The sequence below is a fragment of the Sphingomonas sp. ID1715 genome (assembly GCF_013044515.1).
Lineage (GTDB): Bacteria > Pseudomonadota > Alphaproteobacteria > Sphingomonadales > Sphingomonadaceae > Sphingomonas_B.
In genome coordinates this window covers 401,083-420,215 of record NZ_JABEPR010000002.1, presented here as the reverse complement: position 1 = coordinate 420,215, position 19,133 = coordinate 401,083, and the positions used below count along the sequence as shown (strand labels likewise).

19 protein-coding genes and 1 tRNA gene are annotated in these 19,133 nt (G+C 66.4%); 13 read left to right on the top strand and 7 right to left on the bottom strand.

Features of this window, described 5'->3' with window-relative positions; all coding sequences use genetic code 11:
• Positions 1 to 11: 11 nt before the first annotated feature.
• Positions 12 to 1,325: a DEAD/DEAH box helicase gene (locus tag HJG53_RS06925; RefSeq protein ID WP_171128901.1), complete on the bottom strand. Its 1,314-nt coding sequence runs from the start codon at positions 1,323 to 1,325 to the stop codon at positions 12 to 14.
• 86 nt (positions 1,326 to 1,411) lie between these two features.
• The gene (locus tag HJG53_RS06920; protein ID WP_368039527.1) at positions 1,412 to 1,822 is read right to left on the bottom strand and encodes a hypothetical protein; all 411 of its coding nucleotides are present in this window, start codon (positions 1,820 to 1,822) and stop codon (positions 1,412 to 1,414) included.
• 84 nt (positions 1,823 to 1,906) lie between these two features.
• Between HJG53_RS06920 and HJG53_RS06915 the strand changes: the two genes are divergently transcribed.
• The 3 genes from HJG53_RS06915 to HJG53_RS06905 are packed head-to-tail and all read left to right on the top strand — an operon-like array spanning position 1,907 to position 4,737.
• Positions 1,907 to 3,343: an FAD-binding oxidoreductase gene (locus tag HJG53_RS06915; protein ID WP_171128898.1), complete on the top strand. Its 1,437-nt coding sequence runs from the start codon at positions 1,907 to 1,909 to the stop codon at positions 3,341 to 3,343.
• 54 nt (positions 3,344 to 3,397) lie between these two features.
• A complete protein-coding gene (locus HJG53_RS06910; protein WP_171128896.1) occupies positions 3,398 to 4,171 on the top strand; it encodes a SapC family protein in 774 nt (257 codons plus the stop codon).
• Positions 4,168 to 4,737, top strand: coding sequence for a cytochrome b (locus HJG53_RS06905; RefSeq protein WP_171128894.1), 570 nt, complete (start codon positions 4,168 to 4,170; stop codon positions 4,735 to 4,737). The genes HJG53_RS06910 and HJG53_RS06905 overlap by 4 nt, the downstream gene beginning before the upstream one ends.
• 198 nt (positions 4,738 to 4,935) lie before the next feature.
• Here the strand turns inward: HJG53_RS06905 and HJG53_RS06900 are convergent, their stop codons facing one another.
• Positions 4,936 to 5,781: an N-formylglutamate amidohydrolase gene (locus HJG53_RS06900; protein ID WP_217352673.1), complete on the bottom strand. Its 846-nt coding sequence runs from the start codon at positions 5,779 to 5,781 to the stop codon at positions 4,936 to 4,938.
• Positions 5,782 to 5,917: 136 nt separating this feature from the next.
• Here HJG53_RS06900 and cpdR point away from each other — a divergent pair, with 136 nt between their 5' ends.
• The 6 genes from cpdR (at position 5,918) to HJG53_RS06870 (ending at position 11,757) form a co-directional block, all read left to right on the top strand.
• A complete protein-coding gene (cpdR, locus tag HJG53_RS06895; protein ID WP_171128892.1) occupies positions 5,918 to 6,295 on the top strand; it encodes a cell cycle two-component system response regulator CpdR in 378 nt (125 codons plus the stop codon).
• 43 nt (positions 6,296 to 6,338) lie between these two features.
• Positions 6,339 to 6,413: transfer RNA gene (locus tag HJG53_RS06890), tRNA-Val, on the top strand.
• A 120-nt stretch (positions 6,414 to 6,533) separates the two neighbouring features.
• A complete protein-coding gene (locus tag HJG53_RS06885; protein WP_171128890.1) occupies positions 6,534 to 7,310 on the top strand; it encodes an outer membrane protein assembly factor BamD in 777 nt (258 codons plus the stop codon).
• A gap of 70 nt (positions 7,311 to 7,380) precedes the next feature.
• Positions 7,381 to 9,036, top strand: coding sequence for a DNA repair protein RecN (recN, locus tag HJG53_RS06880; RefSeq protein WP_171128888.1), 1,656 nt, complete (start codon positions 7,381 to 7,383; stop codon positions 9,034 to 9,036).
• Complete coding sequence (ligA, locus tag HJG53_RS06875) at positions 9,033 to 11,141, top strand: NAD-dependent DNA ligase LigA (protein WP_171128886.1); 2,109 nt, start codon at positions 9,033 to 9,035, stop codon at positions 11,139 to 11,141. The genes recN and ligA overlap by 4 nt, the downstream gene beginning before the upstream one ends.
• Positions 11,142 to 11,241: 100 nt before the next feature.
• Positions 11,242 to 11,757 carry a DUF1003 domain-containing protein gene (locus tag HJG53_RS06870; RefSeq protein ID WP_217352672.1) on the top strand — a complete coding sequence of 172 codons (516 nt, stop codon included), beginning with the start codon at positions 11,242 to 11,244 and terminating at the stop codon, positions 11,755 to 11,757.
• On the opposite strand, the gene HJG53_RS06865 is transcribed toward HJG53_RS06870, so the two are convergent.
• Positions 11,754 to 12,407 (bottom strand): TIGR02117 family protein, encoded by a 654-nt coding sequence (locus HJG53_RS06865; RefSeq protein ID WP_171128882.1) that lies wholly within the window; start codon positions 12,405 to 12,407, stop codon positions 11,754 to 11,756. The two genes, HJG53_RS06870 and HJG53_RS06865, sit on opposite strands and share 4 nt — an antisense overlap.
• On the opposite strand from HJG53_RS06865, the gene phhA reads away from it, so the two are divergent.
• Complete coding sequence (gene phhA, locus HJG53_RS06860; RefSeq protein ID WP_171128880.1) at positions 12,406 to 13,275, top strand: phenylalanine 4-monooxygenase; 870 nt, start codon at positions 12,406 to 12,408, stop codon at positions 13,273 to 13,275. The two genes, HJG53_RS06865 and phhA, sit on opposite strands and share 2 nt — an antisense overlap.
• A 24-nt stretch (positions 13,276 to 13,299) precedes the next feature.
• Here the strand turns inward: phhA and HJG53_RS06855 are convergent, their stop codons facing one another.
• The 3 genes from HJG53_RS06855 to HJG53_RS06845 are packed head-to-tail and all read right to left on the bottom strand — an operon-like array spanning position 13,300 to position 16,382.
• A complete protein-coding gene (locus HJG53_RS06855; RefSeq protein WP_368039526.1) occupies positions 13,300 to 14,262 on the bottom strand; it encodes a 50S ribosomal protein L11 methyltransferase in 963 nt (320 codons plus the stop codon).
• 16 nt (positions 14,263 to 14,278) lie between these two features.
• Positions 14,279 to 14,959, bottom strand: coding sequence for an SDR family NAD(P)-dependent oxidoreductase (locus HJG53_RS06850; RefSeq protein ID WP_171128876.1), 681 nt, complete (start codon positions 14,957 to 14,959; stop codon positions 14,279 to 14,281).
• A gap of 58 nt (positions 14,960 to 15,017) precedes the next feature.
• A complete protein-coding gene (locus HJG53_RS06845; protein ID WP_368039525.1) occupies positions 15,018 to 16,382 on the bottom strand; it encodes a methyl-accepting chemotaxis protein in 1,365 nt (454 codons plus the stop codon).
• Between the two features lie 151 nt (positions 16,383 to 16,533).
• On the opposite strand from HJG53_RS06845, the gene sdhC reads away from it, so the two are divergent.
• The 3 genes from sdhC to sdhA are packed head-to-tail and all read left to right on the top strand — an operon-like array spanning position 16,534 to position 19,126.
• A complete protein-coding gene (gene sdhC / locus HJG53_RS06840; protein ID WP_171128873.1) occupies positions 16,534 to 16,950 on the top strand; it encodes a succinate dehydrogenase, cytochrome b556 subunit in 417 nt (138 codons plus the stop codon).
• A complete protein-coding gene (gene sdhD, locus HJG53_RS06835) occupies positions 16,950 to 17,336 on the top strand; it encodes a succinate dehydrogenase, hydrophobic membrane anchor protein (protein WP_171128871.1) in 387 nt (128 codons plus the stop codon). The genes sdhC and sdhD overlap by 1 nt, the downstream gene beginning before the upstream one ends.
• Positions 17,336 to 19,126: a succinate dehydrogenase flavoprotein subunit gene (gene sdhA, locus HJG53_RS06830; protein ID WP_171128869.1), complete on the top strand. Its 1,791-nt coding sequence runs from the start codon at positions 17,336 to 17,338 to the stop codon at positions 19,124 to 19,126. The genes sdhD and sdhA overlap by 1 nt, the downstream gene beginning before the upstream one ends.
• Positions 19,127 to 19,133: the final 7 nt, after the last annotated feature.

Genomic DNA, 19,133 nt, shown 5'->3' with positions numbered 1-19,133 from the left:
CAGCGAGAGCGTCAGGCCAGCCCGACTCCGAGGAATGACGGGATCGGCCCGTTCCAGCCTTCGTCGGCGGGCTCCGCCTCGGCCCGGCGCGGTTCTTCCCGCCGCGGCCGTTCGGCGCGGGTGGATGCCGGCCGCTTTGCCCGTTCCTCGCGCGCAGGCTTGGGCTCGCTTCTGAGGCGTTCCTCCGTATCTGGGGCGGCTTCCTTCGCCTTGGCGGCGCGGATCCGATCGATCTTCTGGCCGGTCAGCTTCTCGATATTGGCGACCGCTTCGGCATCTTCGCTGGTGACCAGCGTGAAAGCCTTGCCCGTGGCGCCCGCGCGGCCGGTGCGGCCGATGCGATGGACATAGTCATCGGGATGCCAGGGCACGTCATAGTTGAAGACGTGGCTGACGCCCTTGATGTCGAGGCCGCGCGCGGCCACGTCCGATGCGACCAGGATGTTGATCTCGCCCGATTTGAACCGGTCGAGCTGCTTCAGCCGGTCGGCCTGTTCCATGTCGCCATGGATTTCCCCGACCGCGAACCTGGCGCGCTTCAGGCTGGTGGCCAGCTCGCGCACCGTCGTCTTGCGATTCGAGAAGATGATCGCGGTCGCGACATCGTCCCCGCGAAGGAGGTCGCGCAGCGTGTCGCGCTTGTCACGCGACGAGGTCTCGACCAGTTTCTGCTCGATATTGGTGTTGGCACTGGCGGGCCGCGCGACTTCGACTGACTTGGGATCGGTCAGGAATTTGTCGGCGAGCTTCTTGATCGGCGCCGGCATGGTCGCGGAGAAAAGCAGCGTCTGCCGCTTTTTCGGCAACTTGGTGCAGATTTCCTCGATGTCCGGGATGAAGCCCATGTCGAGCATGCGGTCGGCTTCGTCGATGACCAGCAGTTCGCAACCGGTCAGCAGGATGTTGCCGCGGCCGAACAGGTCCATCAGCCGGCCAGGCGTGGCGATCAGCACGTCGACGCCCTTTTCCAGCGCCTTGACCTGATCGCCCATCGACACGCCGCCGATCAGCAGCGCCATCGAGAGCTTGTGGTTCTTGCCGTATTTCTCGAAATTTTCGGAGACCTGGGCGGCGAGTTCGCGCGTCGGCTCCAGGATCAGCGAGCGCGGCATGCGCGCGCGGCTGCGGCCATGGGCAAGGATGTCGATCATCGGCAGCACGAAGCTGGCCGTCTTGCCGGTGCCGGTCTGGGCGATGCCGATCAGGTCACGCCCCATCAGTACGGGCGGGATCGCCTGGCGCTGGATCGGCGTGGGGTCCGTATAGCCCGAATCCTCAACGGCCTTCAAAAGCTCGTCGGAAAGGCCGAGATCGGCAAAGCTCATCGAATATCCGAGAAAATGGGGCGGCATGACGCCGCTTCAGCCCGCCGCGCGCTTGCGGGAAGCAGCCGCCAAAGTCAAGGCGAGCGCTATTTCCTGCCTGCCGGCACTAGCGTCTTGAAGGCGTCGATTTCGCAACTGCCGCCGGAGCGGACGCGAATCGTGTCGCGATCCTGGCAGACCCGGCCGTCGAGCCCCGGTCGGATGTAGAAGCCGGAATAATAATCGAGCGGCGGACAGCGGTCGAGCTTGGCCCGCACGCGCGCGCCGCCTTTGAGCAGCAGGTCGACGCCTTCGCGCGAGATCTGCGCTCCGGCGAGCGCACCGGCCGGAATGCATTTCGGTCCGCCCTTTTCCCGCCACTGCATCGGCTGCACGGGCTGCGGTCGCGCGGGCACCCGGATGATCAGCTGTTGGCGAATGGTCAGCTGGGCGAGCAGCACCGGGGTGTCCTGCGCGCCGCCAACCAGCAGCAGCGCGACAATCGTTCCGACCGTCACGGCAAGCACCCCATTGATCGCGGATGACGGCGGGACATTGAACCCCAGATGAATGTTGCCGTGCGCTGATCTATAGCGCGGGCCATGACGCAGGAAGCCTTTCTGAACGCCGTGCGGGACGCAGTGGGTCCGAAGGGCCTGGTTCGCGATGGGGACGAGATCGCCCCCTGGACGATGGACTGGCGCGGCCGTTATCGCGGCGTGGCGCTGGCGCTCGCGGCGCCGGCAGACACGGGGCAGGTAGCTGCGGTGGTGCGGCTTTGTGCCGAGCACCGCGTGCCGATCGTTCCCCAAGGCGGCAACACCTCGATGGTCGGCGGCGCGACGCCGGACACTTCGGGGCAGGCGCTGATCCTATCGCTGCGGCGCCTGAACCGCATCCGGCGTCTCGACGCACGCGCAGGTTTGGCAGTCGCGGAGGCTGGTGTCGTGCTGTCCACACTCCACGAAGCGGCCATTGAGCAGAGCGCGCGCTTCCCCCTCTCACTGGGCGCCAAGGGCTCCGCGACGATCGGCGGGCTGTGCGCGACCAATGCCGGGGGCACGCAGGTGCTGCGTTTCGGCACGATGCGCTCGCTGGTGCTTGGCCTCGAAGCGGTGCTGCCGGACGGTTCGGTCCTGGACACGCTCGCGCCGCTGAAGAAGGACAATCGCGGTCCAGACCTGAAGCAAATCCTGATCGGTGCCGAAGGAACGCTCGGGATCATCACCGCCGCCACGCTGCAGCTGGTCCCGCTGCCGCCGCAGATCGCGACCGCGTGGGTCGGCTTGGCCAGCCCACAACATGCGCTCGACCTGCTGCGGCGGCTCGAGGGCGCGGGTCTCGCCGTCGAAAGCTTCGAGCTGGTGCCCGCCGATTCGCTTGCGCTGGTGCTGCGGCACATCCCCGGGACCCGCGCGCCGCTGACGCAGCCTGCGCCATGGAATGCGCTGGTCGAAGTGACGGGCGGGGAGGGTGTGCGCGTCGCTCTCGAAAGGCAGCTGGTGGCAGCACTGGAAGCCAGTGTTGCGCTGGACGCGGTGTTCGCGGAGAACCAGGCGCAGGCAATGGGCTTCTGGCGCATCCGCGAGTCGATCTCCGAGGCGGAGCGGGCGAGCGGCCCGGCGGTGCAGCACGATATCTCAATCCCCGTCGACGCAATGCCGGACTTCATGTTGTCGGCAGCGGCCGAGGTGGAGCGCAGATTTCCCGACACCACCGTGAGCGCCTATGGTCATCTGGGCGACGGCAATGTCCACTTCCACGTCCGCGCGCCCGAAGGCGCGGTCGCCGAGTCCTGGATCGCCGAAGTGGGCAAGCCGATCAGCGGCTTCGTCTATGATCTGGTGACGGCCGCCGGAGGCTCGATTTCGGCCGAGCATGGCATTGGCCAGATGAAGCTGGCGGAGTTCGCCCGGCTGGCCGAACCCGCCCGGCTGCACGCGTTGCGCGCGCTCAAGGCGGCCTTCGATCCGCTCGGCATCATGAATCCGGGCAAGCTCATCCCGCCGAGCCTTGCGTCTGACGCCGCCGCCCCATAGACCGCGCCCCTGTCCGGGGCCTCGATGGCTCCCTCGTCTTTTTTGGAGTTGTTCATGGCGACCGCGCCTCAGGCCACTGGCCTCCCGATCCTTTACCGCGACCTGGTTCCGCTTTCTTCGACCGAGCATGCCGGCTGGGGCACCAAGACGCTGGACGGCGCGCATTTCCTCAAAGGCCAGCACGCGGTGCCGGTGACCGTCGACGAGTTCGTCCAGGTGCAGCGCCATTTCCCGATCATCTTCGCCGACGCCGAAAATCCGGTGCCGCTGGCGTTGATGGGCCTGAACGAAGGCGTGAACGTCTTCCTCGACGACAACGGCAAGTTTTCCGAACGCGTCTATGTGCCCGCCTATGTGCGCCGCTATCCGTTCATGCTGGCGCAGCTTGGGCAGAACCCCGCCGAGCTGTCGCTGTGCTTCGATCCGACCTCCGACGCGGTGGCGCCGGACGGCGACTTCATGAAGCTGTTCGACAATGGCGAGCCGAGCCAGGGCACCAAGGACATCCTGCAATTCTGCGAGCAGTTCGAGCAGTCGGCGCAGCGCACCGGCGCGTTCGTCAAGGAGCTGGCCGACCTCGACCTGTTGATGGACGGCGAAGTGACGATCCAGCCCGAAGGCGCGGCCCAGCCGCACATCTATCGCGGCTTCAAGATGGTCAATGAAGAGAAATTGCGCGACCTGCGCGGAGATCAGCTGCGCAAGATGATGCAGAACGGCATGATCACGCTCATCCAGGCGCACATCTTCTCGCTCGACCTGATGCGCGAGATTTATGGCCGCCAGGCCGCGCTCGGCAAGTTGCCGCCGATCGGGGCCGCCGCTTGAGCCGGCCGCCCGAGCCGGGTGCCACGCGCTCCCGCTACTCGGGCGGCGCGATTGTCTTTCATTGGCTGATCGCGCTTCTGATCGTCGCCAATCTTATCGGCGCGTTTGCGACCGAGGATTGGGAAGGGCCGGCGCGCGCCGCGGCCATGGGGCTGCACAAGGCAACCGGCTTCACCGTGCTGATCCTGAGCCTGGCACGGGGCGCGTGGCGTCTCGCGCATCGTCCGCCGCCTTTCCCCGAGACCATCCGGCCGTGGGAGGCGGTCGGTGCACGTGCCGTGCACGGCCTGTTCTACCTGCTGATGATCGCCATTCCGCTGACCGGCTGGCTGATGATCTCCGCGTCCGAAAAGCGGCGGCCGTTCAACTGGTATGGCTTTTTCGACCTGCCTTACCTGCCGGTGCAGGGAAGCAAGGGCCTGGGCGACTTCGCGCATGAGGGGCATGAGCTGCTCGGCTATGCACTGATCGCGCTGCTGGTGCTGCACGTCGCGGCGGCGCTGAAGCATCATTTCATGGACGCGCCGGGCTTTGTCTGGCGCATGTGGCCGCGCCGAGGAGCTTGAGCCAAGCCGCTCTTCGTAAAGCTTTTTTTCGCGACCCGTGCCGCTTTTGCGACGGCTGGCTTGAAACTTTTCGCCCGCTCATTAATTTAGTTATCGACGCTTGGGAGTTTCCCCCCTTTCTCCCCGCGTCGATCACGCCTTCGGGCGTGTTCCTCCCTGAACCTTGGCCGCTCCGTGCATCTGCACGGGGCGGCTTCTTTATTCGGCGGCGAGCGGAAGCGCCTCGTCCAGCGCCGCGCGTTTCACGTCGGCGACGATCTCGCTTAGTATCCGACGCGTCCGCTCAAGCTTGAGCGGATCGCACTCGCGCTGCTCGTCATCGAGATAGAGCGTGCGGTCGAACTCCAGCTGCACCGCGTGGATGCCGCGTGCCGGCGCACCGTGCCGCTCGACGATATGGCCCCCCGGATAAGGCGTGTTTTCCTGCCAGGATAAACCCAGCCGCGTGCACGTCCGCGCGACCGACGCGCTTACCCAGGTGGCGGCGCTCTGGCCGAAGCGGTTGCCGATCACCAGCTGCGCGTCGCCGCTGCTGAGTGGCGGCATCGAGTGGATATCGAGCAGGATCGCGGTGCCGTGTGCGTCCAGGCTTTCCTGCAGCAGCCCGCGCAGCGCGGCATGATAAGGTCGATGCAACTCCGCCAGCCGCGCCTCGACGGCGGCAAGCGGCAATCGGCCGCGCCAGATCTCGCCGACGCCCGCCAGCCGGCGCGGCACCAGCCCCAGTCCGCTCCGCACCTTCGCCGTCAGCATCAGCCGCGAGGCGACGGCGCCGTCCACCAGCCCCGGATCGATCTCCGCTTCATGGCGGTTGAGGTCGATCCAGGCACGGGGGGCATTGGCGATCAGCACCGGCGCACCGGGGATGTTCCGGACCAGTTCGTCGACCAGCCGGTCTTCCAGCGCCAGCAGCCGCTCCACGGGCGGCCGGACCAGCGCCCGGTGCGCGGGCGAATAGTCGCGCCCGGCGTGCGGCACCGACAGCACGACCGGCCCCGACTCCGGAGCCTTGATCACCTCGAATGCAGGCGCTGCGCCATTCATCCACAGCTTTGCTAGGCCGCGCACCGCGCCGCGGCAACGCTTTGGCGTCGAGCCTAGAAAAAATTAATCTATGCGCGCATAACTCGCGTCGCGGTCCGCGCTTCATGCGTTGAAGAGCGGCGCGATGAGGCTGTCGATGATCCGTATTCTGCTGGCCGAAGACGACAACGCGATGCGCCAGTATCTGGAGCGGGCGCTGGAGCGGGCCGGCTATTCCGTCACCTCCGTCGATCGTGGCACGGCCGCGCTTCCGCTGCTGGAGACTGAGCGGTTCGACCTGCTGCTGACCGACATCGTCATGCCGGAAATGGACGGGATCGAGCTTGCGCAGCGCGCCGGTGCGATCGCACCGGACATGCGCGTGATGTTCATCACCGGCTTTGCCGCGGTGACGCTCAAGGCCGGCAAGGCCGTGCCTCAGGCCAAGGTGCTGTCCAAACCGTTCCACCTGCGCGACCTCGTGCTCGAGGTGGATCGCCTGTTCGACATCGGCAGCGCGAGCGGCCTCAACTGACGCTTGCGCCGGCCATGGGCCTTCGCTAGAGGCCGCTGCTCTCGGGCGTGTAGCTCAGTGGTAGAGCACTGTGTTGACATCGCAGGGGTCGCAAGTTCAATCCTTGCCACGCCCACCATATCAAAGCCCCGGAAATCGGCTGATTTCCGGGGCTTTTGTTTGCCATCTTTGGTCGAGCGCCGTCGCTTTTTCGAAGTTCACTTTCCCTTCAGCATCGCACCGGCTAGGAAGGCGGCCGATGCGTTACTCCGTGCTGAAGCCCGTCGCGGCTGCCCTGACCCTTGCCCTTGTGACCACTGGCTGCGCCACCGGCGGCAAAGGCAAGAAGGAGCTTGCCTATGTCGCCCGCGACGTGAACTCGCTGTACAGCGCGGCGCGTACCCGGCTCGACCAGCGCCGTTATGCCGAGGCGGCTTTGCTGTTCGACGAAGTGGAGCGCCAGCATCCCTATTCGGTATGGGCGCGGCGCGCGCAGCTGATGAGCGCGTTCAGCTATTATCTCGCCCGCAATTATCTGGAATCGATCGGCTCTGCGCAGCGCTTCCTGGCCGTTCATCCGGGCAACAAGGACGCGCCCTACGCCTATTATCTGATCGCCCTCGACTATTACGAGCAGATCAGCGACGTGACCCGCGACCAGAAGATCACGCAGCAGGCGCTCGATGCGCTGGGCGAGCTGATCCGCCGCTATCCGGAAACCAATTATGCCGCCGATGCGCGGCTGAAAGTCGACCTGGTCAACGACCATCTCGCCGGCAAGGAGATGGAGGTCGGCCGTTTCTATCAGCGCCGCGGCCAGTGGCTGGCTGCCTCGATCCGCTTTCGGCAAGTCGTCGACCAATATCAGACGACGACGCACACGCCCGAGGCGCTGCACCGGCTAACGGAATGCTATCTCGCGCTCGGCATCAAGGACGAGGCGAAGAAAGCTGCGGCGGTGCTCGGCGCCAACTATCCCGGCAGCGAATGGTATCAGCGCGCGTTCAAGCTGATGCAGGAGCATGGGGCTGACTGAACCCTTCTCCGGCCTGCCCCGGAGAGCAGGAAGGTTTTGCGGCGTTCCCTTTTTGTCCTAAGAAGCGCCAATGCTGCTCAGCCTCTCGATCCGCGATGTGGTGCTCATCGAGGCGCTTGAGCTGAGCTTCGCCCCCGGCCTGGGGGTGCTGACCGGCGAGACGGGCGCCGGCAAGTCGATCCTGCTCGACGCGCTCGGCCTGGCGCTGGGTGCGCGCGCGGAAAGCGGCCTGGTGAGACAGGGCGCCGCCCAGGCCTCCGTCACGGCCACCTTCGACATGCCGGCAGGCGTCACCGCGATGCTGGCCGACAGCGGTATAGAACTCGAACCGGGCGAGCCCCTGATCGTGCGCCGCACGGTCAAGGCAGATGGCGGCAGCCGGGCCTTCCTCAATGACCAGCCCGTTTCCGCCGCGCTGTTGCGCGAGCTCGGCTCCGCCCTCGTCGAGATTCACGGCCAGCATGACGATCGCGGTCTGCTGAACGCACGGGGCCATCGCGACCTGCTCGACAGCTTCGGACGCGTCGATACCGGCGGCGTGATGGCGGCCCACCGGCTCTGGCGCGCGGCGGCGGAAACCTTGGCCCATGCCCGCGACGAACTGGACAATGCTGCCCGTGATCGCGAGTGGCTGGAACATGCGGTCGCCGAACTGACCCGGGCGGCGCCGGAGCCCGGCGAGGAGGAGGCGCTGGCCGAGGCCCGCGCCAATATGCAGCGCGGCGCACGACTGGCCGATGACCTCGCAGCCCTGGATCAGCACCTTCAGGGGTCGGCCGGCGCGCTCGCCAATCTGCGCCAGGCGGCGCGGCGGCTCGACCGGCTCGGGCCCGAGCATGAGCTGCTCGCCGACGCGCTCTCTGCGCTCGATCGGGCGGTGATCGAGGCGGCGGAGGCCGAAGACCGGATCGAGCGGGCCAAGGAAGCCCTGAGTCACGATCCCGCAAGGCTGGAGGAGATCGAGACCCGGCTGTTCGACCTGCGTGCGCTCGCCCGCAAATACCGCGTCGATGTGGATGGGCTGCCCGCCCTGACGGAGGAACTGGCGGGTCGGCTCCAGACGATCGAGGCAGGTGGCGACGGGATCGCCCGCCTGGAGCGCGAAGCGTCGAAGCGACGCGCGGATTATGAAGCGCTGGCCGAATCGCTGAGTGCCGCACGGATCGATGCGGCGCGGCGACTGGACGCGGCGGTGGCGGCGGAGCTCGTGCCGCTGAAGCTGGACGCCGCGAGGTTCCAGACCTCGGTCGAGACCTTGCCCGAGGAGCTGTGGAGCGCGACGGGCCGCGACCGGGTCGAGTTCCTCATCTCGACCAACCCAGGCGCGCCGTTCGCGCCGCTGGTGAAGATCGCGTCGGGCGGCGAACTCTCGCGCTTCATCCTCGCGCTCAAGGTCGCGCTGGCGGAAGAGGGCGGGGCGGCGACGATGATCTTCGACGAGATCGACCGGGGCGTGGGCGGCGCGGTCGCGAGTGCGATCGGCGAGCGGCTGGCGCGCCTGTCCGAGCGGGCGCAGCTGCTGGTGGTCACCCACAGTCCCCAGGTCGCGGCGCGCGGCGACCGCCAATGGCTGATCGCCAAAAGCCATGACGGCCTCGTCACCCGTACCGGAGTCCGCGCGCTCGACGAGGCGGAGCGCCGGGAGGAAATCGCCCGCATGCTCTCGGGCGCAACCATCACTGACGAGGCAAGAGCGCAGGCCGGCAAGCTGTTGGAGGCGGCGTGAACGAAGCACAAGCCGCCGAGCGCCTCGCCTTCCTCGCCGCCGAGATCGCGCGGCACAACCGGCTCTATCATGGGGAGGATTCGCCCGAGATCAGCGATGCCGATTATGACGCGCTGGTGAGGGAGAATGCCGCCCTGGAGGCGGAGTTTCCGCAGCTGGTGCGCGCGGACTCCCCGTCCAAGCTGGTCGGTGCGGCGCCGGCCGCGCATCTCGCCAAGGTGCCGCATGCGAAGGCGATGCTCAGCCTCGACAATGCCTTTTCCGAAGAGGACGTGCGTGACTTTGTGGGGCGCGTGCGGCGGTTCCTGAACCTCGCCGAGGACGAGCCCGTCGCGCTGACGGCGGAGCCGAAGATCGACGGCCTGTCCTGCTCCCTGCGGTACGAAGGCGGGCGGTTGGTGCTCGCTGCCACCCGCGGAGATGGGGCGGTGGGCGAGGATGTGACCGCGAATGTGCTCACCATTGCCGATATCCCCGCCCATCTCCGCTCGTCCCGAGCGAAGTCGAGGGGCGCAGGTGCGGAGATCGACGAGCGCCCCTCGACCACGCTCGGGACGAGCGAGTTTCGTGATGCCGGGGATACCTTCGAAATTCGCGGCGAAGTTTACATGTCCAAGGACGACTTCGCCGCGCTGAACGCGCGGCTCGCGGGCGAGCGGGTGTTCGCCAATCCGCGCAATGCCGCCGCCGGGTCGCTCAGGCAGAAGGATCCGAAGGTCACGGCCGCGCGCCCGTTGCGCTTCCTTGCCCATGGTTGGGGCGAGACCTCGGAGCTCCCCGCGCAGAGCCAATATGCGGTGATGCGGGCGATCGAGAGCTGGGGCCTGCCTGTCTCCGAGCAGCTGGTGCGGGTGGAGAGCGTGGACGATGCGCTCGCCCATTATCGCAAGATCGAGGCGATGCGCGCCGACCTGCCCTTCGACATCGACGGGGTCGTGTACAAGGTGGACCGGCTCGACTGGCAGGCACGGCTGGGGCAGGTCGCGAAGGCGCCACGCTGGGCCATCGCGCACAAATTCCCGGCCGAGCGCGCGCAGACGACTTTGCTCGCGATCGACATCCAGGTCGGTCGCACCGGCAAGCTGACGCCGGTCGCGCGGCTGGAGCCGGTGACGGTCGGCGGCGTGGTGGTGACGAACGCGACGCTGCACAATGCCGACGAGATTGCGCGGCTCGGGGTGCGCCCGGGCGACCGGGTGACCTTGCAGCGCGCCGGCGACGTGATCCCCCAGATACTCGAAAATCTGACGCCGGACGAAGAACGGCCGGACTTCGTCTTTCCGTCCAGCTGCCCCGAATGCGGCTCGGACGCGGTGCGGGAAGAGGGCGAAGTGGATATCCGCTGCACCGGCGGCCTGATCTGTCCGGCGCAGCGCGTCGAACGGCTGCGGCATTTCGTCAGCCGAGGCGCGATGGACATCGAGGGGCTCGGCGCCAAGCAAATCGACGACTTCTTCCACGACGGTCTGGTGCGCAGTCCCGCCGACATTTTCCGCCTGACCGAAGAGCAACTGGTCGCGCGCAAGAAGGACGGGCGGGTCTGGGCCGCGAACCTGCTGCGCGCGATCGAGGACAAACGCACCCCCGATCCCGTCCGCTTCCTGTTCGGCATCGGCATTCGGCATGTCGGCACCGTCACCGCGCGCGACCTGATGCGCCACTTCGGCACCGTCGAGCGGCTGGCCGAGGTCGCGACCGCCGCGGGCGCCGATCCGGCGGCGTTCGAGCAGCTGACGCATGTGGAGGGCGTCGGCCCGGTCGTCGCTCAGGCGCTCGCCGACTTCTTCGCCGAGGCGCATAATCGCGAGGCGTGGGACGATTTGCTGAGCGTCGTCAGCCCCAGGCCCTTCGAGGTTCAGGAGCGGGCATCCGAGGTGACCGGTAAGACGGTCGTCTTCACCGGCACGCTCGAGACCATGTCGCGCGACGAAGCCAAGGCGCAGGCGCTGGCGCTCGGTGCCAAGGTGGCGGGGTCGGTTTCGGCCAAGACCGATCTGGTCGTCGCCGGCCCTGGCGCGGGCTCGAAGCTCAAAAAGGCGGAGGAGCTGGGCGTCCGCGTCGTAGACGAGGCGGGCTGGGCAGCAATCGTCGCCAAAGCCTCTTAATCGCCGTTCGTATCGAGCGCAGTCGGGATACGCTTCTCGACTGAGCTCGAAGCGAACGGAACGATTGGAACTTGGGCGCAATGCGATGCGCTCAGGGCGGATGACGGAACGCAGCGCCTTCGGCCTTACCGACACGCTCGAGCAAAATATCGAGGCTTTGGCCGCGCGGCGCAGGGCGGAGCGGGGGCGGGCGTCGCTGCAGGCGCGGGTCGCGGACCGGATTACCCGCTTCACCGGGTCCATGGCCTTCGTTTATCTGCATCTGGCGCTGGTCGCCGGGTGGGTCGCGATCAACATCGGCGCGGTGCCGGGCGTCGCACCGTTCGACGACACTTTCGTGATCCTGGCGACGCTTGCTTCGGTCGAGGCGATCTTCCTGTCGACGTTCGTGCTGATCAGCCAGAACCGGATGCAGGCGGATGCCGACCGCCGTGCGGATCTCGACCTCCATATCAGCCTGCTGACGGAGCATGAGCTGACCAAGCTGGCGGGCGTCGTCCGCGAGATTGCCGACCGGCTTGGGGTGGAGGCGCAACGGGCGGCCGACGTCCGCGAGATCGAGACCAATATCGACCCGGAGCAGGTGCTCGACGAGATCGAGCGGCAGGCCGACTAGAACCACTGCATGAGGGTGGCGCTGAACGGCGTCCAGGCGCCGACCCGCACCCCCGCGGCCGCGAGCATCTCGCTCGTCCACCAATTGCAGGTGCGGATCGCGTCATAATGGCCGCGCGCCGGGTAGAAGACGTCGGCGACGTCATAGCCGGCGACGGGACGGGTATCTCCCGGATCGAAACTGGCGCGGATTCTGGCGACCAGCGAGCGATATTGTTCCGGCGAGAGGCGGATCGGGCGGGCGTCGGACCAGGGCTCGATCAGATGATCGACATGGACCAGCGTCCGGTCGCTGCCGATGGCGGCGCTGAGCACGGTGCGCGGCGAGACGTCGGTCCAGCGCGGCGTGTTCAGGTAGAATTCGCGGTCGCCCCAGCCGAACCAGAGATAGCGCCCTGCATAACGGCGGTCGGCGATATGCTCCGGCCGCACCAGCTTCGCCCAGTCATGCTGGGCCGTGCGCGTCGGCACGATCAGGCCGGTGTGCACGCCATTGGTCGCGATCCAGATGGTGACGCCGCGATCCGCCTCGCGCCATTCCATGTTGCGGGGGACGGCGCCCCCGATCGCGCCGGCTGCGAGGTAGAGCAGCGGCAGCAGCACCAGAACATGGATTCCCGCTTTTGCAGCTTTGGCGATATGAAGGGCCATGGAGACTCATGTACTCGATCGCCCGCCGGAAGGGGCGAATTCCGATTGGACGATCCCGCAAAATTGGTCGGCTTACACGGCTGAGGAGCATGCGACCTGGGACCGGCTGTTCGAGCGTCAGTCGCGGCTGCTGCCCGGGCGTGCGTCCAAGGCGTTCCTGAACGGGCTCGACGTGCTGCGTTTGTCCAAGCCGGGCATTCCCGACTTTGAGGAACTCAGCGAACGGCTGATGAAGCTGACCGGCTGGCAGGTGGTCGCGGTGCCGGGCCTGGTGCCGGACGCCGTCTTCTATGAGCATCTCGCCAATCGCCGCTTCGTGGCCGGCAATTTCATCCGCCGCCCGGAGCAGCTCGATTATCTTCAGGAGCCGGACGTGTTCCACGACGTGTTCGGCCATGTGCCGATGCTCGCCGATCCGCGCTTCGCCGATTATGTCGTTGCCTGGGGCGAGGGCGGGCTGCGCTCGATGAAATACGACGCGATCCACCGGCTGGCACGGCTCTATTGGTACACGGTCGAGTTCGGGTTGATCGAGGAGGATGGCAATCTCCGCATCTATGGCGCAGGCATCGTGTCCAGCAAGGGCGAGAGCATCTTCGCTCTTGACGATCCCAGCCCCAATCGCCTGCGCTTCGATCTCGCTCGCGTCATGCGCACCGAATATCGGATCGACGATTATCAGCAGAATTATTTCGTGATCCCGAGTTTCGACGAACTGCTGCGGGTAACTGTCAAGACCGACTTCGCGCCGCTCTACGCCCAGCTCGACGGCAAGCCCGATATTCCGATCGCCGAGATCCTGGCTGGCGACGAAGTGATCACGCGCGGCACGCAGGATTATGCACAAGGCAAGTCGCTGGCTCTCTAGTGCTCCTGCGAAGGCAGGAGCACGTCAGATATCCCGTGCCCAATTCTCGCGCCCCGTGTCGTCGGAAACCGCGTCTGTCACCGGAACGGCAGCGGCGGTCAGGCGCAGGATCGTCCAGTCGCCGCGTTCCTCGGCTTGCTCGATCCTGCAGCCCACCGCCTCATAGGCGCCGCGCACCTTGCCCGCCTGGTTGGTCAGCAATCCGGCGAGGATGATCGTGGCGTTGGGCGCAGCAATGGCGGCGATCTCCGGCGCCATCGCGACCAATGGTCCGGCGAGGATATTGGCGATGATCAGGTCGTAGGACCCGCCACGCGTGATCTCCGCCGAGCGTGCGCCATCCGCAACTAGCAGCTTCACGTCTGCCACGTCGTTCACCCCGGCATTCTCTTCCGTAACCGCAATCGCGACCGGATCGATGTCGGTCGCGACGACCGCGGCCGCGGGCCAGAGGTGACGCGCGGCGAAGGCAAGCAGACCCGTGCCGGTCCCCAGATCGATAACCCGTTCGAACCGCTTCGAAGCGAGCCGGTCGAGCATGCCCAGGCACCCTGCGGTGGTGCCGTGATGACCGGTGCCGAATGCCTGGCCCGCGTCGATCAGGAAGCCGCGCTCACCGTTGCGAAGCTGCACCGGGTGAGCCGAAGTGTGTACAACGAAACGCCCTTCGCGGATCGGCTCCAGCCCCGCCTGGCTGAGCGCGATCCAATCCTCATCGCCGAGCTGCTGGATGTCCACTTCGACCCCGGCGGCGCTCGGCACCAGCGCGCGGATGGCGGCGATCATCTCGGGTCCGGGCTCGTCTTCGGTGTAGGCGTCAAGGCGCCATTGTTCGACATCGTCCTCGACCAGTTCGGTCGTCATCAGCACGGCGTCGATCTCGATCGCCCCCGCGTCGATCGCCTCCGCCTCCGCGCGCGTGCAGGGCAGAGTAAGCCTCCAGGTGTTCTGGTTTGTCGCGCCGCCGGACGCAGAAGTGGTGACCACTTCTGCTGGCGGTCGCTCAGCGGACATAGCTCGCGCCGTTGATGTCGATCACGGCGCCAGTCATCGAAGCGGGCGCCTCCAAGGCGAGGTAGCGGACGGCGCTCGCCACTTCCTCGGGCATCGCGACGCGCCCGAGGGGGATGTCGGCCAGAAGTTTATCGCCGCCCCGGCTGGCCAAATAATCCTCCGCCATCCCGGTCATCACAAAGCCAGGGCAAACGGCGAAGGCGAGGATGCCTTCGCCCGCGAACCCGCGCGCGATCGACTTGGTCATGCCGATCATGCCGGCCTTGGACGCTGCATAATGCCAGTGCGCCGGCGAGTCGCCGCGATAGGCGGCGCGGCTGGCGACGTTGACGATGCGACCGCCGCCATACTGCCGGAAGTGCAGGACGGCCAGCCGGCAGAGTTCGGCCGAGGCGGTCAGGTTGATCCGCATCGTGCGCTCCCAGGCGTCGACCCACTCGGCATGGTCCAGGTCGACCGGCGCCGCCTCGAACACACCCGCATTGTTGACGAGCACATCGATGCGTCCGCCGAGCTGTTCGAGCGCGCTATTCCAGATGCGCTGCGGAGTGGCGGGATCGTTCAGATCGCCATCGGCGCTCGATGTGCCGATCAGCTGTTGGGTGGAAAGCGCTTCGGCGCAGGCGGCACCGATGCCGCGTGACGCGCCGGTCAAAAGGATGTTGGTCATCCTCGGGCGCTAGATGAAAAGGAAGGGCCCCGACAAGCTCAGGGCGAATCTTCTGTACTTACGCGACCAGTTTCACATAATCCTGCGCGGCCGATTTCAGCTGACCCAGCTGCGTATCCACCTTGCGGAAGCCGGTTTCCAGTTCGTCGATCTCGCTCGCCACGGTCTCCGTGTCCTGGCGAATGGATGCGATGGTCGAAGACATTGAGTCGGCCGCCAGCGCGGTCTCGTCGACGGCGGCGGTGATCATGGTAACGGTCTGCGCCTGCGCTTCCATTGCCGCGCGGATACGGTCGGCAGATTGCTGCACTTCGCCGACCGTGTCGCGGATCGAGCCATTCGCGTCGACGGTGGTGCGGGTCGCCGCCTGGATCGCCGCGATCTTCGCGGCGATATCGTCGGTTGCCCGCGCCGTCTGGTTGGCGAGGCTCTTCACTTCCTGGGCGACCACCGCGAAGCCGCGGCCGGCATCGCCCGCACGCGCTGCTTCGATCGTCGCATTGAGCGCCAGTAGGTTGGTCTGGCCGGCAATATCGCGGATCAGGCCGAGAATCGATTCGATCGACTGGGCGTGGTTCGAAAGCGCTTCGGAAACAAGGACCGCCTCTGTCGCCTGACCGGCGGCGCGGGTGGCGATGTCGGCCGCCGTTTCCACTTCGTTGCGGGCATCCTCGATCGCGCGGATCAGGCCCGCCGCGGTGTGCGCGGCCTCACGCATGGCGACGGCCGACTGCTCTGCCGCTGCCGCTACTTCTGATGCCTTGCCGAGCATGCCGCGGGCGGCGTTGGACGCCTCGGCGGCCTGGGTGCGAAGCGCTTCGCCGAGCTGCGAAGCGGTCGTCACTTCGCTCGTCATGCGGCTTTGAAAGCGGTCGGCCTGCTCGGTGCGGTTGTCGGCGGCGTCGCGCGCGCGCAGTTCGGCCACAAAGGCTGTCATGATCTCGGCTTCGAGCATCGCCACGCGGCGAATGGCACGGGTCAGCCGAGCGACGCGCTTCATGTCGTCGCTGCATGCGTGGAAGATCAGTTCGGCGCCGCGGTCATAGGCCTTCGAATAGGCGGCGAGCGTCGTGTATAGCGGGATGTTGCTGCGAAATGCCCAATCGGCGTTACCGCGCGCGAGATCGGCCCAGCGCTGGCCCGTCAGATTGGTGAACTTCTCGCGGCTGAAGTCGAGAGTGGTCTGGATGCGTCGTGCCAGGCGCTCGCCCGTGACCTTCGGATTGATGAAGGAAGAAGCGTTGAACTCTTCCCAGAAGGTCTGCGCAATGGCCAACATGCCGTCGTTGCCGAACAGGTCATAGGCCTCGCGCAAGTCGGTGGCCAGGCTGCCTTCGCGGTCGAACTCCGCCAGCCGTTCCCGCAGCGAGATCTCGATGGCGTTCGCTTGCTTTCTGTTCGTCGCAGCCGTCTGGGAACTCACTGGGCTTCGTCCTTCGATACGCTCGGTCCACTTCTGACTAGCCAGCGCTGGTAAAGTCCGGGTTAAACAAGGCTGCGGTGACCCCGCACCGTTGCAAGCGGCGCGGCATTGGCTAAGAGCTTGCCGCACAGAATATCCAAGAGGGGCTCCGATGAGCAGCAGCAACCGCACCCGGCCCTTGTCGCCGCACCTGACGATCTGGCGCTGGGGGCCGCATATGGCGGTCTCGATCATGCACCGCGTGACCGGGTCGGGCATGGCGACTGTCGGCGCGATCCTGCTCGTCTGGTGGCTGGTGGCGCTGGCGAGCGGGCCGGATGCCTATGCGAGCTTCCAGGATGTCTTCACCTATCAGAGCGGCGGGCTGAACGCCCTTGGCTATCTGTTCGGCATCGGGCTCACGCTGACGCTGTTCCAGCACATGGCCTCCGGCATCCGGCACCTGGTGATGGACACGGGCGCGAACTTCGAGCTGAAGGGCAACAAGCGGTCGGCGCAGCTGACCTGGGCCTTTTCGATCGTCATGACCCTGATCTTCTGGGTCGCCCTGTTGGTGGGGAAGAACTGATGGGAACGGGCACCGAAATCGGCCGCGTCCGCGGCCTCGGCTCGGCCAAGGCGGGTGCGCATCACTGGTGGATGCACCGGCTGACCGCCGGCTCCAACTTCCTGCTGATGAGCTGGCTGCTGATCTCGCTGCTGCGGCTGCCCGCCTATGACTATGAGACGCTGATCGCCTGGCTCTCCTCGCCGCTCGCGGCGGTGCCGATGATGCTGCTCGTCGTCAGCGTGTTCTGGCATTTCCGCATGGGGCTGCAGACGGTGATCGAAGACTATCAGCACGACGAGACGCGCGTGGTCGCGCTGGTGCTGCTCAATTTCTACGTGATCGCGATGGGGGCCTTCGCGATCTTCTCCATTCTCAAGATCGCCTTTGGCGGGGGTGCGGCCTGATGGCGGACGCGTACAAGATTATCGACCATACTTATGACGCGGTGGTGGTCGGCGCGGGCGGCGCGGGGCTGCGCGCGACGATGGGCATCGCCGGCGCGGGCCTGAAGACCGCGTGCATCACCAAGGTGTTCCCGACGCGCAGCCACACGGTCGCGGCGCAGGGCGGCATTGCCGCCTCGCTCGGCAACAACTCGCCCGACCATTGGTCGTGGCACATGTACGATACCGTCAAGGGCTCGGATTGGCTCGGCGACCAGGACGCGATCGAATATCTCTGTCGCGAGGCGCCGGCCGCCGTCTACGAGCTCGAACATGCCGGCATGCCGTTCAGCCGCAACGACAATGGCACGATCTACCAGCGTCCATTCGGCGGCCATATGCAGAATATGGGCGAGGGGCCCCCGGTGCAGCGCACGGCGGCGGCGGCGGATCGCACCGGCCATGCTATGCTCCACACGCTCTACCAGCAGAGCCTGAAATACGACGCCGATTTCTTCATCGAGTATTTCGCGCTCGACCTGATCATGGAAGACGGCGCGTGCCGGGGCGTGATCGCGCTTTGCATGGAAGACGGCACGATCCACCGCTTCCGCTCGCACCAGACGGTGCTCGCGACCGGCGGTTATGGCCGGTGCTATTTCTCGGCGACGTCGGCGCACACCTGCACCGGCGACGGCAACGCTATGGTGCTGCGCGCCGGCCTGCCGCTGCAGGACATGGAGTTCGTTCAGTTCCACCCGACCGGCATCTACGGCGCCGGCGTGCTGATCACCGAAGGCGCGCGTGGCGAGGGCGGCTACCTGACCAACTCCGAAGGCGAGCGCTTCATGGAGCGCTATGCGCCGTCGGCCAAGGACCTCGCGTCGCGCGACGTGGTGTCGCGCTCGATGGCGATGGAAATTCGCGAAGGGCGCGGTGTCGGCAAGGAGAAGGACCATATCTTCCTTCACCTCGATCATATCGACGCCAAGGTGCTGCACGAACGGCTGCCGGGCATCACGGAAACGGGCAAGGTCTTCGCTAATGTCGACCTGACCCGCCAGGCGCTGCCGGTGGTGCCCACCGTCCACTATAATATGGGCGGCATCCCGACCAATTATCATGGCGAAGTCGTCACGCTGAAGGACGGCAATCCCGACGCGGTGGTGCCGGGCCTGTTCGCGGTCGGCGAAGCCGCCTGCGTATCGGTTCACGGCGCCAACCGCCTCGGCTCCAACTCGCTGATCGATCTCGTCGTGTTCGGCCGGGCCACGGGCCTGCGCATCGCCGACATCCAGAAGCCGAACACCGCGCACAATCCATTGCCCAAGGGCTCGGAGGAGTTCGCGCTGACCCGGCTCGATCGCTTCCGCCATGCCAAGGGCGGCTCGCCGACCGCGCAGATCCGGCGTGAGATGCAGCGGACGATGCAGAAGCACGCCGCGGTGTTCCGCGATACCGAGTTGCTCGCCGAGGGGCAGACCAAGATCGACGCGGTCGCTCGCTCGATCGAGGATGTGCACGTCACCGACCGTTCGCTGATCTGGAACACCGATCTGGTCGAGACGCTGGAGCTCGACAACCTGCTCGCCCAGGCGGTGGTGACGATGCACTCGGCCGCGAACCGCAAGGAAAGCCGCGGCGCCCACATGCACGAGGACTTCCCCGAGCGTGACGACGCCAACTGGATGAAGCACACGGTCACGTGGCTGAAGGGCGCAGCGGACGTGACGATCGACTACCGTCCGGTCCATGAATACACGCTCACCGACGACGCGGAGTATATCAAGCCGAAGAAGCGGGTGTACTGAACCCGCC